The sequence below is a fragment of the Vogesella oryzae genome, assembly GCF_902829295.1.
GTDB lineage: Bacteria > Pseudomonadota > Gammaproteobacteria > Burkholderiales > Chromobacteriaceae > Vogesella > Vogesella oryzae.
In genome coordinates, this window is sequence record NZ_CADEPL010000010.1 from 26,422 (window position 1) to 38,696 (window position 12,275).

25 protein-coding genes are annotated in these 12,275 nt (G+C 53.7%); all 25 read left to right on the forward strand.

Features of this window, described 5'->3' with window-relative positions; all coding sequences use genetic code 11:
* Positions 1-51 precede the first annotated feature (51 nt).
* The 25 genes from tuf (at position 52) to rpmJ (ending at position 12,235) form a co-directional block, all read left to right on the forward strand.
* The gene (gene tuf / locus HU218_RS03735) at positions 52-1,242 is read left to right on the forward strand and encodes an elongation factor Tu (RefSeq protein ID WP_174873593.1); all 1,191 of its coding nucleotides are present in this window, start codon (positions 52-54) and stop codon (positions 1,240-1,242) included.
* A gap of 20 nt (positions 1,243-1,262) precedes the next feature.
* Positions 1,263-1,574 (forward strand): 30S ribosomal protein S10, encoded by a 312-nt coding sequence (gene rpsJ, locus HU218_RS03740; RefSeq protein WP_017507377.1) that lies wholly within the window; start codon positions 1,263-1,265, stop codon positions 1,572-1,574.
* A gap of 143 nt (positions 1,575-1,717) precedes the next feature.
* Positions 1,718-2,362 (forward strand): 50S ribosomal protein L3, encoded by a 645-nt coding sequence (gene rplC, locus HU218_RS03745; RefSeq protein WP_174873605.1) that lies wholly within the window; start codon positions 1,718-1,720, stop codon positions 2,360-2,362.
* Positions 2,362-2,982, forward strand: coding sequence for a 50S ribosomal protein L4 (gene rplD / locus HU218_RS03750; RefSeq protein ID WP_174873606.1), 621 nt, complete (start codon positions 2,362-2,364; stop codon positions 2,980-2,982). The genes rplC and rplD overlap by 1 nt, the downstream gene beginning before the upstream one ends.
* On the forward strand, positions 2,979-3,287 hold the full coding sequence (rplW, locus tag HU218_RS03755; protein ID WP_174873607.1) for a 50S ribosomal protein L23: 309 nt from the start codon (positions 2,979-2,981) through the stop codon (positions 3,285-3,287). Before rplD ends, rplW begins: the two co-directional genes overlap by 4 nt.
* Before the next feature lie 11 nt (positions 3,288-3,298).
* A complete protein-coding gene (rplB, locus tag HU218_RS03760; RefSeq protein WP_174873608.1) occupies positions 3,299-4,126 on the forward strand; it encodes a 50S ribosomal protein L2 in 828 nt (275 codons plus the stop codon).
* Positions 4,127-4,139: 13 nt separating this feature from the next.
* Complete coding sequence (gene rpsS, locus HU218_RS03765) at positions 4,140-4,418, forward strand: 30S ribosomal protein S19 (protein ID WP_017507372.1); 279 nt, start codon at positions 4,140-4,142, stop codon at positions 4,416-4,418.
* A gap of 9 nt (positions 4,419-4,427) precedes the next feature.
* Entirely contained in the window at positions 4,428-4,757 is a 330-nt protein-coding gene (rplV, locus tag HU218_RS03770) for a 50S ribosomal protein L22 (protein WP_017507371.1), read from the forward strand.
* A 10-nt stretch (positions 4,758-4,767) separates the two neighbouring features.
* On the forward strand, positions 4,768-5,472 hold the full coding sequence (rpsC, locus tag HU218_RS03775; protein ID WP_174873609.1) for a 30S ribosomal protein S3: 705 nt from the start codon (positions 4,768-4,770) through the stop codon (positions 5,470-5,472).
* Positions 5,456-5,872, forward strand: a complete 417-nt coding sequence (gene rplP / locus HU218_RS03780; protein ID WP_088965559.1) for a 50S ribosomal protein L16 — start codon at positions 5,456-5,458, stop codon at positions 5,870-5,872. Before rpsC ends, rplP begins: the two co-directional genes overlap by 17 nt.
* Positions 5,872-6,060 (forward strand): 50S ribosomal protein L29, encoded by a 189-nt coding sequence (rpmC, locus tag HU218_RS03785; protein WP_174873610.1) that lies wholly within the window; start codon positions 5,872-5,874, stop codon positions 6,058-6,060. Before rplP ends, rpmC begins: the two co-directional genes overlap by 1 nt.
* A 1-nt stretch (position 6,061) precedes the next feature.
* Positions 6,062-6,325 (forward strand): 30S ribosomal protein S17, encoded by a 264-nt coding sequence (rpsQ, locus tag HU218_RS03790; protein WP_174873611.1) that lies wholly within the window; start codon positions 6,062-6,064, stop codon positions 6,323-6,325.
* A gap of 172 nt (positions 6,326-6,497) precedes the next feature.
* Positions 6,498-6,866 (forward strand): 50S ribosomal protein L14, encoded by a 369-nt coding sequence (rplN, locus tag HU218_RS03795; RefSeq protein WP_174873612.1) that lies wholly within the window; start codon positions 6,498-6,500, stop codon positions 6,864-6,866.
* A gap of 11 nt (positions 6,867-6,877) precedes the next feature.
* Positions 6,878-7,192 (forward strand): 50S ribosomal protein L24, encoded by a 315-nt coding sequence (rplX, locus tag HU218_RS03800; protein WP_174873613.1) that lies wholly within the window; start codon positions 6,878-6,880, stop codon positions 7,190-7,192.
* 9 nt (positions 7,193-7,201) lie between these two features.
* Positions 7,202-7,741 (forward strand): 50S ribosomal protein L5, encoded by a 540-nt coding sequence (rplE, locus tag HU218_RS03805; protein ID WP_174873614.1) that lies wholly within the window; start codon positions 7,202-7,204, stop codon positions 7,739-7,741.
* Positions 7,742-7,745: 4 nt separating this feature from the next.
* Positions 7,746-8,051, forward strand: coding sequence for a 30S ribosomal protein S14 (gene rpsN, locus HU218_RS03810; RefSeq protein WP_088965553.1), 306 nt, complete (start codon positions 7,746-7,748; stop codon positions 8,049-8,051).
* Between the two features lie 13 nt (positions 8,052-8,064).
* Entirely contained in the window at positions 8,065-8,460 is a 396-nt protein-coding gene (rpsH, locus tag HU218_RS03815; RefSeq protein ID WP_174873615.1) for a 30S ribosomal protein S8, read from the forward strand.
* Positions 8,461-8,473: 13 nt separating this feature from the next.
* Entirely contained in the window at positions 8,474-9,007 is a 534-nt protein-coding gene (gene rplF, locus HU218_RS03820) for a 50S ribosomal protein L6 (protein WP_174873616.1), read from the forward strand.
* A 13-nt stretch (positions 9,008-9,020) separates the two neighbouring features.
* Positions 9,021-9,374, forward strand: a complete 354-nt coding sequence (rplR, locus tag HU218_RS03825) for a 50S ribosomal protein L18 (protein WP_174873617.1) — start codon at positions 9,021-9,023, stop codon at positions 9,372-9,374.
* 12 nt (positions 9,375-9,386) lie between these two features.
* Complete coding sequence (gene rpsE, locus HU218_RS03830) at positions 9,387-9,905, forward strand: 30S ribosomal protein S5 (RefSeq protein WP_174873618.1); 519 nt, start codon at positions 9,387-9,389, stop codon at positions 9,903-9,905.
* Positions 9,898-10,083 carry a 50S ribosomal protein L30 gene (rpmD, locus tag HU218_RS03835; RefSeq protein ID WP_174873619.1) on the forward strand — a complete coding sequence of 62 codons (186 nt, stop codon included), beginning with the start codon at positions 9,898-9,900 and terminating at the stop codon, positions 10,081-10,083. The genes rpsE and rpmD overlap by 8 nt, the downstream gene beginning before the upstream one ends.
* A 3-nt stretch (positions 10,084-10,086) precedes the next feature.
* A complete protein-coding gene (rplO, locus tag HU218_RS03840) occupies positions 10,087-10,521 on the forward strand; it encodes a 50S ribosomal protein L15 (RefSeq protein ID WP_174873620.1) in 435 nt (144 codons plus the stop codon).
* A 10-nt stretch (positions 10,522-10,531) separates the two neighbouring features.
* Positions 10,532-11,848: a preprotein translocase subunit SecY gene (gene secY / locus HU218_RS03845; protein WP_174873621.1), complete on the forward strand. Its 1,317-nt coding sequence runs from the start codon at positions 10,532-10,534 to the stop codon at positions 11,846-11,848.
* A gap of 20 nt (positions 11,849-11,868) precedes the next feature.
* Positions 11,869-12,087 carry a translation initiation factor IF-1 gene (infA, locus tag HU218_RS03850; protein ID WP_144372263.1) on the forward strand — a complete coding sequence of 73 codons (219 nt, stop codon included), beginning with the start codon at positions 11,869-11,871 and terminating at the stop codon, positions 12,085-12,087.
* Between the two features lie 34 nt (positions 12,088-12,121).
* Positions 12,122-12,235 carry a 50S ribosomal protein L36 gene (rpmJ, locus tag HU218_RS03855; RefSeq protein ID WP_011137711.1) on the forward strand — a complete coding sequence of 38 codons (114 nt, stop codon included), beginning with the start codon at positions 12,122-12,124 and terminating at the stop codon, positions 12,233-12,235.
* Positions 12,236-12,275: the final 40 nt, after the last annotated feature.

The following is a 12,275-nucleotide window of genomic DNA, read 5'->3' on the forward strand; positions in this document are numbered from 1 at the left end:
GCTTCGGCCAACCTTCTAACTGTTTGTTCTTTAATTAAGGATTTTTGCAAAATGGCAAAAGAAAAGTTTGAGCGGACCAAACCGCACGTAAACGTCGGCACCATCGGTCACGTTGACCATGGTAAAACCACTCTGACCGCTGCTATCACCACCATTCTGTCCAAGAAGTTCGGTGGCGAAGCTAAAGACTACTCCCAGATCGACAGCGCGCCGGAAGAAAAGGCTCGTGGTATTACCATTAATACCGCACACGTAGAATACGAAACCGAAGCCCGCCACTACGCACACGTAGACTGCCCGGGTCACGCTGACTACGTTAAGAACATGATTACCGGTGCTGCCCAGATGGACGGCGCGATCCTGGTATGTTCCGCTGCTGACGGTCCGATGCCGCAGACTCGCGAACACATCCTGCTGTCCCGTCAGGTTGGCGTTCCGTACATCATCGTGTTCCTGAACAAGGCCGATCTGGTGGACGACGCTGAGCTGCTGGAACTGGTTGAAATGGAAGTGCGCGATCTGCTGTCTTCCTACGACTTCCCGGGCGATGACACTCCGATCGTTACTGGTTCCGCTCGTCTGGCGCTGGAAGGCGATCAGTCCGAATACGGCGAGCCGGCGATCTTCCGTCTGGCCGACGCGCTGGATTCCTACATCCCGACTCCGGAGCGTGCGATTGACAAGCCGTTCCTGCTGCCGATCGAAGACGTATTCTCGATCTCCGGCCGCGGTACTGTTGTTACCGGTCGTGTTGAGCGCGGTATCGTTAAAGTTGGTGAAGAACTGGAAATCGTTGGTCTGAAAGCAACCGCCAAGACCACCTGCACCGGCGTGGAAATGTTCCGCAAGCTGCTGGATCAGGGTCAGGCTGGCGACAACGTGGGCGTGCTGCTGCGTGGTACCAAGCGTGAAGACGTTGAACGTGGTCAGGTTCTGGCCAAGCCGGGTTCCATTACCCCGCACACCAAGTTCCAGGCTTCCGTATACGTACTGAGCAAGGATGAAGGTGGTCGTCACACTCCGTTCTTCGCTAACTACCGTCCACAGTTCTACTTCCGTACTACCGACGTGACTGGTGCGATCGCACTGGCCGAAGGCGTGGAAATGGTAATGCCGGGTGACAACGTAGAAATCACCGTAGAACTGATCGCTCCGATCGCTATGGAAGATGGTCTGCGTTTCGCAATCCGTGAAGGTGGCCGCACTGTTGGCGCCGGCGTTGTTGCCAAGATCATCGCCTAATCGGACGCGGAGACTACATTATGCAAAGCCAGAAAATCCGCATCCGCCTGAAGGCCTTCGATTACAACCTGATCGATCGCTCTGCTCAGGAAATCGTTGAAACCGCTAAGCGCACTGGTGCTGTTGTTAAGGGCCCGGTTCCGCTGCCGACCAAAATCGAGCGTTTCAACGTGCTGCGTTCCCCGCACGTGAACAAAACTTCCCGTGATCAGCTGGAAATCCGCACCCATCTGCGTCTGATGGATATTGTCGATCCTACCGACAAGACCGTTGATGCGCTGATGAAGCTGGATCTGCCGGCTGGCGTGGATGTGGAAATCAAGCTGCAATAATTACGGAAATCGATGTTTGTGAGCTAAGTGCTTGCAAGCATTGATTTTTCTGTGATACAGTCGCGGACTCATCATTTTGATGAGTCCGCTTTTCTTTTGAGCAAGCCGGTCAATCGTAATCGGCGCCTGTAAAGGAAATAAACATGACTTTAGGTCTGGTCGGTCGCAAAGTCGGCATGACCCGCATTTTTACCGAAGACGGTGCTACCGTTCCGGTAACTGTGCTGGATATGTCCGCTAACCGCGTATCGCAAATTAAAACTGCTGACACTGATGGCTATGTAGCTGTTCAGGTTGCAGCTGGTTCCCGCAAAGCCAATCGTGTAAACAAGGCTGAAGCTGGTCATTTTGCCAAAGCTGGTATCGAAGCTGCTCGCACTATGCGTGAGTTCGCTCTGACTGCCGAGCAACTGGCTACCCTGAATGTGGGTGACAAGCTGTCGGTTGAAGTTTTCCAAGTTGGTCAGCTGGTAGACGTAACCGGTACCTCCAAAGGTAAAGGTTTCTCTGGTGCCATCAAGCGCCACAACTTCTCGTCTAACCGCGCATCCCACGGTAACTCCGTTTCCCACAATTCGCCGGGTTCGATCGGTATGGCGCAAGATCCGGGTCGCGTTTTCCCGGGTAAGCGCATGGCTGGTCAATACGGTAACGTGAAGAGCACTGTTCAGTGCCTGGAAGTGGTTCGTATCGATGCGGAACGTCAACTGATTCTGGTAAAAGGCGCTGTGCCGGGTGCCAAGAACGGTGACGTGGTAGTGCGTCCTAGCGTGAAGGCAGGTGCATAATGGAATTGAAAGTAATCAATGCTCAAGGGCAGCAGGTTGAAGCCCTGCAGGCTTCTGAAGCACTGTTTGCACGTGACTACAATGAAGCACTGGTTCATCAGGTTGTAACTGCCTTCCTGGCCAATGCCCGTAGCGCTAACCGTGCACAGCTGACTCGTGCTGAAGTTAAGCATTCCACCAAAAAGCCTTTCCGTCAGAAAGGTACTGGCCGCGCTCGTGCTGGTATGACTTCCTCCCCGCTATGGCGTGGTGGTGGTCGCACCTTCCCGAACAAGCCGGACGAAAACTTCACCCAGAAAGTTAACCGTAAGCAATACCGCGCCGGTATGGCTTCGATCCTGTCGCAGCTGGTGCGCGACGAGCGTCTGATCGTGGTTGACGAACTGACTGTTGCCTCGCCGAAAACCAAAGAGTTTGCGGCCAAGGTTAAGTCGCTGGGTCTGGATCGTGCTCTGATTATCACCAAAGAGCTCGACGAAAACCTCTATCTCTCTTCCCGTAACCTGCCGAACGTGCTGGTCATTGAAGCCCAACAAGCTGATCCGTTCAGCCTGGTTCGCTTCAACAAAGTGGTTATCACCCGTGATGCCGTGAAGCAACTCGAGGAGCAATGGGTATGAACCAGGAACGTTTGCTGCAAGTAATTCTGGCGCCGATCGTATCCGAGAAGAGCACTCTGCTGGCTGAGAAAAACCAGCAAGTTGCTTTCCGTGTTGCTACCGATGCGACCAAGCCGGAAATCAAGGCTGCTGTTGAACTGCTGTTCAACGTTAAGGTTGAAGGTGTTTCCACTCTCAACGTTAAAGGCAAAACCAAGCGCTTCGGCCGTTTTGTTGGCCGCCGTAAGGACTGGAAAAAGGCTTATGTAAGCCTGGTTCCGGGTCAAGAGATTGACCTGACTGCCACCCCGGCCTCTGCGGAGTAAGGAGATAGAGCATGGCTCTCGTAAAAGTTAAGCCCACATCTGCTGGCCGCCGCGCTGTAGTGAAGGTTGTAAGCCCGGATCTGCACAAAGGTGCGCCGTACGCAGCACTGGTAGAGAAGAAAAACTCTACCGCTGGCCGTAACAACAACGGTCACATCACTACCCGTCATAAGGGTGGTGGTCACAAGAAGCACTATCGTATCGTTGACTTCCGTCGCAATAAGGATGCAATTCCTGCGACTGTTGAGCGTATCGAATACGACCCGAACCGTACCGCTCACATTGCCCTGCTGTGCTACGCAGACGGCGAGCGCCGCTACATCATCGCTCCGCGCGGTGTTAAGGCTGGTGCCGAGTTGATGTCCGGTGCAGAAGCCCCGATCAAGGCTGGTAACGCCCTGCCGATCCGCAATATCCCGGTTGGTACCACTATCCACTGCATCGAACTGCAGCCGGGTAAAGGTGCTCAGCTGGCTCGCTCTGCTGGTTCTTCCGCCATGCTGCTGGCTCGCGAAGGCGTTTACGCCCAGCTGCGCCTGCGCTCCGGCGAGATCCGTAAGGTGCACGTTGACTGCCGCGCCACTGTTGGCGAGGTGGGTAACGAAGAGCATAGCCTGCGTAAGATCGGTAAAGCTGGTGCAAACCGCTGGCGCGGTATTCGTCCGACCGTTCGTGGTACTGCCATGAACCCGGTGGATCACCCGCACGGTGGTGGTGAAGGCCGCACTGGCGAAGGTCGCGTGCCTGTTAGCCCGTGGGGTACCCCGACTAAGGGCTTCCGTACCCGTCGCAACAAGCGTACTGACAATATGATCGTACGCCGTCGCTTTCACAAATAAAGGGTAAAGAGTTATGGCACGTTCGCTTAAAAAAGGCCCGTTTGTTGATCTCCACCTGCTGAAGAAAGTGGATGCGGTGCGTGCAACAAACGACAAGCGCCCGATCAAGACCTGGTCTCGCCGCTCCACCATCCTGCCGGATTTCATTGGTCTGACTATCGCTGTTCATAACGGCCGTACTCACGTTCCTGTGTACGTTTCCGAGAACATGGTTGGTCACAAGCTTGGTGAATTCTCGCTGACTCGTACCTTCAAAGGCCATGCGGCTGATAAGAAGGCCAAGAAGAAATAAGGTGATGCGATGAAAGTTTCTGCACAACTGAACAATGCACGCCTTTCGGCACAAAAATGCCGCTTGGTTGCAGATCTGATCCGCGGTCAGTCCGTTGGTCAGGCACTGAACATTCTGACCTTCAGCCCCAAGAAGGGTGCTGCACTGATCAAGAAAGTATTGGAATCCGCAATTGCCAACGCTGAGCACAACGAAGGCGCGGACATCGATACACTGAAAGTGACCAGCATCTACGTGGACAAGGGTCCGAGCCTGAAGCGTTTCACCGCTCGTGCTAAAGGTCGCGGTAACCGCATCGAAAAGCAGACCTGCCACATCACGCTGAGCGTGGGCAACTAAGGGGCAAGCTATGGGTCAGAAGATTCATCCGACGGGTTTCCGTCTTGCAGTAACCAAAAACTGGGCTTCCAAGTGGTTCGCAAACTCGCAGGATTTTGCCGGCCAACTGAAGCAAGATATCGAAGTGCGCGAGTTTCTGAAGAAGAAGCTGTCTCACGCTGCCGTTGGCCGCGTGGTGATTGAGCGTCCGGCTAAATCTGCCCGTATCACCATTCACAGTGCCCGTCCGGGTGTTGTGATCGGTAAAAAGGGCGAGGATATCGAAGTTCTGAAGAAAGAACTGCAAGCTCGTATGGGCGTGCCGGTTCATGTGAACATCGAAGAAATCCGCAAGCCGGAAGTTGATGCGCAAATCATCGCCGACGGCATCGCTTCCCAGCTGGAGAAGCGTGTGATGTTCCGTCGCGCCATGAAGCGTTCCATGCAGAACGCCATGCGTATGGGCGCCCAAGGTATCAAGATCATGAGTTCCGGTCGTCTGAACGGTATCGATATCGCTCGTAGCGAATGGTACCGCGAAGGTCGCGTACCGCTGCACACTCTGCGTGCAGATGTTGACTACGCTACTTCCGAAGCTCACACCACCTACGGTGTGATCGGTATCAAGGTATGGGTGTACAAGGGTGATGTGAAGCCTGGCCAGGTTCAGGCTCAGCCGGTTGCACCTGAGAAGAAACCGCGTAAGGCAGGAGCTCGAAATGCTGCAGCCAACTAGACTCAAGTACCGCAAACAGCACAAAGGCCGTAACACCGGTCTGGCTACTCGTGGCAACAAGGTAAGCTTCGGCGATTTCGGTCTGAAGGCCGTTGGCCGTGGTCGTCTGACTGCTCGTCAGATTGAAGCTGCCCGTCGTGCAATGACTCGTCACATCAAACGTGGCGGCCGTATCTGGATCCGAGTATTCCCGGACAAACCGATCACTTCCAAGCCTGCTGAAGTACGTATGGGTGGGGGTAAAGGTTCTCCGGAGTTCTACGTAGCCGAAATCCAGCCGGGCAAGATGTTGTACGAAATGGATGGCGTGGCTGAAGAGCTTGCTCGTGAAGCCTTCCGTCTGGCTGCAGCCAAGCTGCCGATTCCGACGGTGTTTGTGACTAAACAGGTGGGTCAGTAATGAAAGCGACTGAACTGAAAGCCAAGAGCGTTGATGAGCTGAAGGCCGAGCTGCTCGGTCTGCTGAAGGCTCAATTCGCGCTGCGCATGCAGCATGCAACTCAGCAACTGGCTAAGACCAGCGAGCTGAAGCGTGTGCGTCGTGATATCGCGCGTGTTCGCACCGTTCTGAAAGAGAAGGCTGCATAAGATGAGCGAAACTAAAGTTGTTCGTACGCTGACTGGCAAAGTTGTCAGCGACAAGATGGACAAAACCGTAACCGTTCTGGTCGAGCGCAAAGTTAAGCACCCGATCTACGGCAAGGTTATCCGTCGCTCCAAGAAGTTCCATGCCCATGACGAAAACAATGAGTACAACGTTGGTGATGTAGTAGTAATCAGCGAGACTCGTCCGGTTTCTAAAACCAAGGCTTGGGCAGTAACTGCACTTGTCGAGAAAGCTCGTCAAGTGTAAGGCTTGCAGAGGGGTTCGCCCCTCTGTATAATGGTTGTTTTCGAGGGTTCCCTCGAAATCATCCCTGACGGGGTCCAAGACTGGCCGCTAGACACGCCGCAAATTATTGCGGCGTTTCCTTCATCTTTGGGAGGGAAAGAGGCGGAATTAAGTTGGATAGAAAGGTAATCACATGATTCAAATGCAGTCCATTTTGGATGTTGCAGACAATACTGGTGCGCGTTCTGTAATGTGCATCAAGGTATTGGGCGGCTCCAAGCGTCGCTATGCCGGCGTGGGTGACATCATCAAGGTGAGCATCAAGGATGCAGCACCGCGTGGTCGTGTCAAAAAAGGTGATGTGTACAACGCCGTAGTTGTGCGCACTGCCAAGGGTGTTCGTCGTCCGGACGGCTCCCTGATCAAATTTGACAACAACGCCGCAGTTCTGCTCAACAACAAGCTTGAGCCGATCGGTACACGTATCTTCGGGCCCGTTACGCGTGAACTGCGTACCGAGCGCTTCATGAAGATCGTATCGCTCGCTCCTGAAGTGCTGTAAGGAGAGAACCAGTGCGTAAGATTCGTAAAGGCGACGAAGTAGTAGTAATCGCCGGTAAAGACAAAGGCAAGCGTGGCGCAGTTCTGCGCGTCCTGGAAGGCAAGCTGGTAGTTGAAGGCGTGAATATCGCCAAGAAGCACCAGAAGCCGAACCCGGTGCGTGGTATCGCTGGTGGCATCGTAGAGAAGACCATGCCGTTGGACGTGTCCAACGTGGCGATCTTCAATGCCGCGACCCAAAAAGCTGATCGCGTTGGTTTCAAGGTGCTGGAAGATGGCAAAAAAGTGCGCATCTTCAAGTCCACCGGCGAAATCGTCGGCGCGTAAGGAGCAAAAATGGCACGTTTGTATGATTTCTACAAAAGCACCGTTGTTCCTGAGCTGATCAAGCAGTTCGGCTATAAGTCCGTAATGGAAGTGCCGCGCATTGAAAAGATCACTCTGAACATGGGTGTTGGTGAGGCTGTTGCCGACAAGAAAGTAATGGACCACGCCGCTGGTGATCTGGAAAAGATCGCCGGTCAAAAGCCGGTCGTGACCACTGCTCGCAAGTCCATCGCTGGCTTCAAGATCCGTGATCACTACCCGGTTGGCTGCAAAGTTACCCTGCGTCGTGAACGTATGTATGAATTCCTGGATCGCCTGGTTACTATCGCGCTGCCGCGCGTTCGTGACTTCCGTGGTGTGTCCGGCAAGTCTTTTGACGGCCGCGGCAACTACAACATGGGCGTCAAGGAACAGATCATCTTCCCGGAAATCGAGTACGACAAGATCGATGCTCTGCGTGGTATGAACATTACCATTACCACCACCGCGAAGACTGACGAAGAAGCCCGCGCTCTGCTGGCTGCGTTCAAATTCCCGTTTAAGGGCTAAGCACATGGCAACTCTTGCACTGATCAATCGCGAAGAGAAGCGCGCGAAGCTCGTGGCTAAGTACGCTGCCAAGCGTGAAGAACTTCTCGCCATCATCAACAATTCGAATTTGTCCGACGAAGAACGCTTTGCTGCTCGCCTGAAGCTGCAGCAACTGCCGCGCAATGCTAGCCCGGTACGTCAGCGTCGTCGTTGCGCCCTGACCGGTCGTCCGCGTGGCGTGTTCCGCAAATTCGGTCTGGCTCGTAACAAGCTCCGTGAAATCGCTATGAAAGGCGAAATCCCGGGCGTAGTTAAAGCCAGCTGGTAATAGGAGATACAGAATGAGCATGCAAGATCCTATCTCCGATATGCTGACTCGCATCCGCAACGGCCAGCGCGCCAACAAAGTTTCCGTCGCTATGCCGTCGTCGAAGCTGAAAGTGGCTATCGCTCAGGTCCTGAAGGATGAAGGCTACATCGAGAGCTTTGCCGTTACTGGCGAAGAAAAGAAGCCGGTTCTTGAAGTTGAGCTGAAGTACTACGTTGGCCGCCCGGTTATCGAGCGTATCGAACGTGTATCCCGTCCTGGCCTGCGCGTTTACAAGGGTTCCACTGAGATCCCGAAAGTAATGAACGGTCTGGGTGTGGCTATCGTTTCGACCTCCAGCGGTGTTATGACTGATCGCAAAGCGCGTGCAGCCGGTATCGGCGGCGAGCTGCTGTGCGTAGTGGCTTAATCGGAGGGTTGATATGTCTCGCGTAGCTAAAAACCCCGTAGTCATTCCGGCAGGCGTTGAGGTTAAGTTTGGCGCTGCTGAGGTTACCGTTAAAGGTGCCCTCGGTTCGCTGACTACCGCTCTGTCCAGCGAAGTAGAAGTCAAGCTGGTGGATAACCAGCTGGAATTTGCTGCCAAGAACGACAGCAAGTTCGCCCGTTCCATGTCCGGTACGCTGCGTGCGCTGCTGAACAACATGGTTACCGGTGTTAGCAAAGGCTTCGAAAAGAAACTGCAACTGGTTGGCGTTGGTTACCGTGCTCAGGCACAGGGTGATGCGCTGAACCTGTCGCTTGGCTTCTCTCATCCGGTCGTGCATCAAATGCCGGCTGGCGTGAAGTGTGAAACTCCGACTCAGACCGAGATCCTGATCAAAGGTGCTGACAAGCAGCAAGTTGGCCAGGTCGCAGCTGAAATCCGCGCTTATCGTTCCCCTGAGCCGTATAAAGGCAAGGGCGTTCGTTACGCTGATGAGGTTGTGGTTCTGAAAGAGACCAAGAAGAAGTAATTGAGGCACTGAAATGGACAAGAAACAGACTCGACTCCGTCGTGCACGCAAAACCCGTGCTCGTATTGCGGAGCTCAAGATGGCTCGTCTGTGCGTTCACCGCACTAATGGCCACATTTACGCTCAGGTCATCGATGAAACTGGCAGCCGCGTTCTGGCAAGTGCTTCCAGCCTGGAGGCCGGCCTGCGCTCCCAAGTAACCAACGGTGGCAACACCGCCGCTGCAGTTGTTGTTGGCAAGGCTATCGCCGAAAAAGCCAAGGCTGCCGGTGTTAGCCAGGTTGCCTTTGACCGTTCCGGCTTCAAATACCATGGTCGTATCAAGGCCTTGGCTGACGCAGCCCGTGAACACGGTCTTGTATTCTAATCGGAGTTAAGAATGGCTAAGCACGAGATCGAAGATCGTGGCGATGGTCTGATCGAGAAAATGATCGGCGTTAACCGTGTCACCAAAGTGGTGAAGGGTGGTCGCATCATGGCCTTCTCGGCTCTGACTGTTGTCGGTGATGGCGATGGTGGAATCGGCATGGGTAAGGGCCGTTCCAAGGAAGTGCCGGCTGCCGTACAAAAAGGTATGGAGCAGGCCCGCCGTAACATGTTCAAAGTACCGCTGAAGAACGGCACTCTGCATCACGCAGTGGTTGGTACCCATGGTGCGACTACTGTGTTCATGCAGCCTGCTAAGGACGGTGCCGGTGTTAAAGCCGGTGGTCCGATGCGCGCCGTATTCGAAGCACTGGGCGTTCACAATGTATCTGCCAAAATCCATGGTTCCACTAACCCGTACAACGTGGTTCGTGCAACTCTGGACGGCCTGAGCAAGATCTGCACTCCGTCGCAGATCGCTGCTAAGCGTGGTCTGACCGTAGAGCAGATCCTGGGGGCAGATCATGAGTGATACCAAAACCATCAAAGTAACGCTGGTCAAGAGTCTGATCGGTCGTATTGAGTCCCATCGCGCCTGCGCGCGCGGTCTGGGTCTGAAGAAGATCAACCAGACTGTCGAAGTGATCGACACTCCGGCTAACCGTGGCATGATCAACAAGATCAGCTACCTGGTTAAATTCGAGGGCTGAGAAATGTTGCTGAATACCATTAAGCCTGGTGCCGGCTCCAAGCATGCCAAGCGCCGTGTAGGCCGTGGCATTGGTAGTGGCCTGGGTAAAACTTGTGGCCGCGGTCACAAAGGTCAGAAGAGCCGTGCCGGTGGTTTCCACAAGGTCGGTTTCGAGGGTGGCCAAATGCCGCTGCAGCGTCGACTGCCGAAGCGTGGCTTCAAGTCGCTGACTGCTGGCAATGTTGCCGAGGTTCGCTTGTCCGAACTGGCACTGCTGCCGGTGGTTGAAGTGGATCTGCTGACTTTGAAACAGGCTGGCCTGGTTCCTGCTCAATCGCTGGGTGCCAAGCTGATTCTGTCCGGTGGTGTTGATCGCGCCTTCACTCTGCGTGGCGTTACTGCTACTGCGGGTGCCAAGGCTGCTATCGAAGCCGCTGGTGGTAGCTTCGTAGAATAAGGCTCAGTCCGTGGCGAATACTTCTCTAGTAGGAAACAGCGACAAGTTCGGTGATTTGAAGCATCGGATCTTGTTTCTGCTCGGTGCATTGATCGTTTATCGTATTGGTGCGCATGTTCCGGTTCCCGGTATTGATCCGGCAGCACTAGCGAAGTTGTTCCAGACGTCACAAACGGGGCTGCTCGACATGTTTAACATGTTCTCGGGCGGCGCCCTTCAGCGGTTTACGGTATTTGCCTTGGGCATCATGCCGTATATCTCTGCCTCCATCGTTCTTCAACTCGCTTCCGAGATCGTTCCGACTCTGAAGCAGTTGAAGAAGGAGGGTGATGCTGGGCGTCGTAAAATCACCCAGTACACACGCTATGCCACCTTGGCTCTGGCTTCTTTCCAGAGCTTCGGTATAGCTGTGATGTTGTTCAAGCAGCCCAATCTCGTTGTTGTTCCGCAGTTCGAGTTCTACGTAACAACAGTGGTTAGTCTGGTTACCGGTACCATGTTTCTGATGTGGTTGGGTGAGCAGATTACCGAGCGCGGTCTGGGTAATGGCATCTCGTTGATTATCTGTGCAGGTATTGCTGCCGGTGTTCCGGCTGCAATTGGTAAAACCTTGACTCTTACCAGTCAGGGTTCTTTGTCGATCCTGCTGGTGATCCTGCTGTTTGTTGCAGTGATCGCTGTGACCTATCTCGTGGTGTTTGTTGAGCGCGGGCAACGCAAGGTTCTGGTGAACTATGCGAAACGTCAGGTTGGTAACCGTGTCATGCAGGGCCAGAGTACGCACATGCCGCTCAAGCTCAACATGGCGGGTGTTATCCCTCCGATTTTTGCATCCAGCATCATCCTGTTTCCTGCAACCGTGCTGGGCTGGTTTGGTAATACCGAGGGTCTGGGGTTCCTGAAGTCTGTCGCTGACAAGCTTCATCCTGGTCAACCGGTTTATGTGTTGCTGTACGCTGCGGCAATCATTTTCTTCTGTTACTTCTATACCGCTTTGGTTTTCAATCCCAAAGAAACGGCAGATAACCTGAAGAAAAGCGGGGCGTTTATTCCCGGTATTCGTCCTGGCGAACAGACTTCGCGTTACATCGAGAAGATCATCCTTCGCCTCACGCTGATTGGTGCGATCTACATCACACTCGTTTGCTTGATGCCAGAGTTCCTGATTCTGAACTGGAATGTGCCATTTTATTTTGGCGGGACCTCGCTGTTGATCATGGTTGTCGTGACTATGGACTTCATGGCGCAAGTACAGTCGTATGTTCTTTCCCACCAGTACGAAGGCCTGTTGAAGAAAGCGAACTTCAAGAGTGGCGTAAGTCGCTAAGGTAAACGGTAACTGAGCAAATGGCGAAAGAAGATACCATCCAGATGCAGGGCGAAGTTCTGGAAACGTTGCCCAATGCAACTTTCCGGGTCAAGCTCGAGAATGGACACGTTGTGCTCGGGCACATTTCTGGAAAGATGCGGATGCATTACATCCGTATCCTTCCTGGCGATAAAGTTACTGTGGAGATGACTCCATACGACCTGTCGCGTGCCCGTATCGTGTTCCGTGCGAAGTAATCGCACTCGCTCTTTCAGATAGAAAGGAACTGAAATGCGTGTACAACCTTCGGTAAAGAAAATTTGCCGTAACTGCAAAATCATTCGTCGCAACCGTGTTGTACGAGTGATCTGCACTGATCCGCGTCACAAGCAAAAACAAGGCTAACATTTGTTAGCTTGGCTTTTGTTGTGCTAGAATCGCAACC

Excerpts from the sequence above, each read along its gene's own strand:
- rplB (WP_174873608.1), top strand. The coding sequence starts at position 3,299 with ATGGCTCTCGTAAAAGTTAAGCCCACATCTGCTGGCCGCCGCGCTGTA.
- rpmD (WP_174873619.1), top strand. The coding sequence starts at position 9,898 with ATGAGTGATACCAAAACCATCAAAGTAACGCTGGTCAAGAGTCTGATC.
- rpsC (WP_174873609.1), top strand. The coding sequence starts at position 4,768 with ATGGGTCAGAAGATTCATCCGACGGGTTTCCGTCTTGCAGTAACCAAA.
- rplC (WP_174873605.1), top strand. The coding sequence starts at position 1,718 with ATGACTTTAGGTCTGGTCGGTCGCAAAGTCGGCATGACCCGCATTTTT.
- rplV (WP_017507371.1), top strand. The coding sequence starts at position 4,428 with ATGAAAGTTTCTGCACAACTGAACAATGCACGCCTTTCGGCACAAAAA.
- rplF (WP_174873616.1), top strand. The coding sequence starts at position 8,474 with ATGTCTCGCGTAGCTAAAAACCCCGTAGTCATTCCGGCAGGCGTTGAG.
- rpsE (WP_174873618.1), top strand. The coding sequence starts at position 9,387 with ATGGCTAAGCACGAGATCGAAGATCGTGGCGATGGTCTGATCGAGAAA.
- rplR (WP_174873617.1), top strand. The coding sequence starts at position 9,021 with ATGGACAAGAAACAGACTCGACTCCGTCGTGCACGCAAAACCCGTGCT.
- rpsN (WP_088965553.1), top strand. The coding sequence starts at position 7,746 with ATGGCAACTCTTGCACTGATCAATCGCGAAGAGAAGCGCGCGAAGCTC.
- rplN (WP_174873612.1), top strand. The coding sequence starts at position 6,498 with ATGATTCAAATGCAGTCCATTTTGGATGTTGCAGACAATACTGGTGCG.
- rpsS (WP_017507372.1), top strand. The coding sequence starts at position 4,140 with ATGGCACGTTCGCTTAAAAAAGGCCCGTTTGTTGATCTCCACCTGCTG.
- rplW (WP_174873607.1), top strand. The coding sequence starts at position 2,979 with ATGAACCAGGAACGTTTGCTGCAAGTAATTCTGGCGCCGATCGTATCC.
- tuf (WP_174873593.1), top strand. The coding sequence starts at position 52 with ATGGCAAAAGAAAAGTTTGAGCGGACCAAACCGCACGTAAACGTCGGC.
- rplP (WP_088965559.1), top strand. The coding sequence starts at position 5,456 with ATGCTGCAGCCAACTAGACTCAAGTACCGCAAACAGCACAAAGGCCGT.
- rplE (WP_174873614.1), top strand. The coding sequence starts at position 7,202 with ATGGCACGTTTGTATGATTTCTACAAAAGCACCGTTGTTCCTGAGCTG.
- infA (WP_144372263.1), top strand. The coding sequence starts at position 11,869 with ATGGCGAAAGAAGATACCATCCAGATGCAGGGCGAAGTTCTGGAAACG.
- rpmJ (WP_011137711.1), top strand. The coding sequence starts at position 12,122 with ATGCGTGTACAACCTTCGGTAAAGAAAATTTGCCGTAACTGCAAAATC.
- rplO (WP_174873620.1), top strand. The coding sequence starts at position 10,087 with ATGTTGCTGAATACCATTAAGCCTGGTGCCGGCTCCAAGCATGCCAAG.
- rpsQ (WP_174873611.1), top strand. The coding sequence starts at position 6,062 with ATGAGCGAAACTAAAGTTGTTCGTACGCTGACTGGCAAAGTTGTCAGC.
- rplD (WP_174873606.1), top strand. The coding sequence starts at position 2,362 with ATGGAATTGAAAGTAATCAATGCTCAAGGGCAGCAGGTTGAAGCCCTG.
- rpsH (WP_174873615.1), top strand. The coding sequence starts at position 8,065 with ATGAGCATGCAAGATCCTATCTCCGATATGCTGACTCGCATCCGCAAC.
- rpmC (WP_174873610.1), top strand. The coding sequence starts at position 5,872 with ATGAAAGCGACTGAACTGAAAGCCAAGAGCGTTGATGAGCTGAAGGCC.
- rpsJ (WP_017507377.1), top strand. The coding sequence starts at position 1,263 with ATGCAAAGCCAGAAAATCCGCATCCGCCTGAAGGCCTTCGATTACAAC.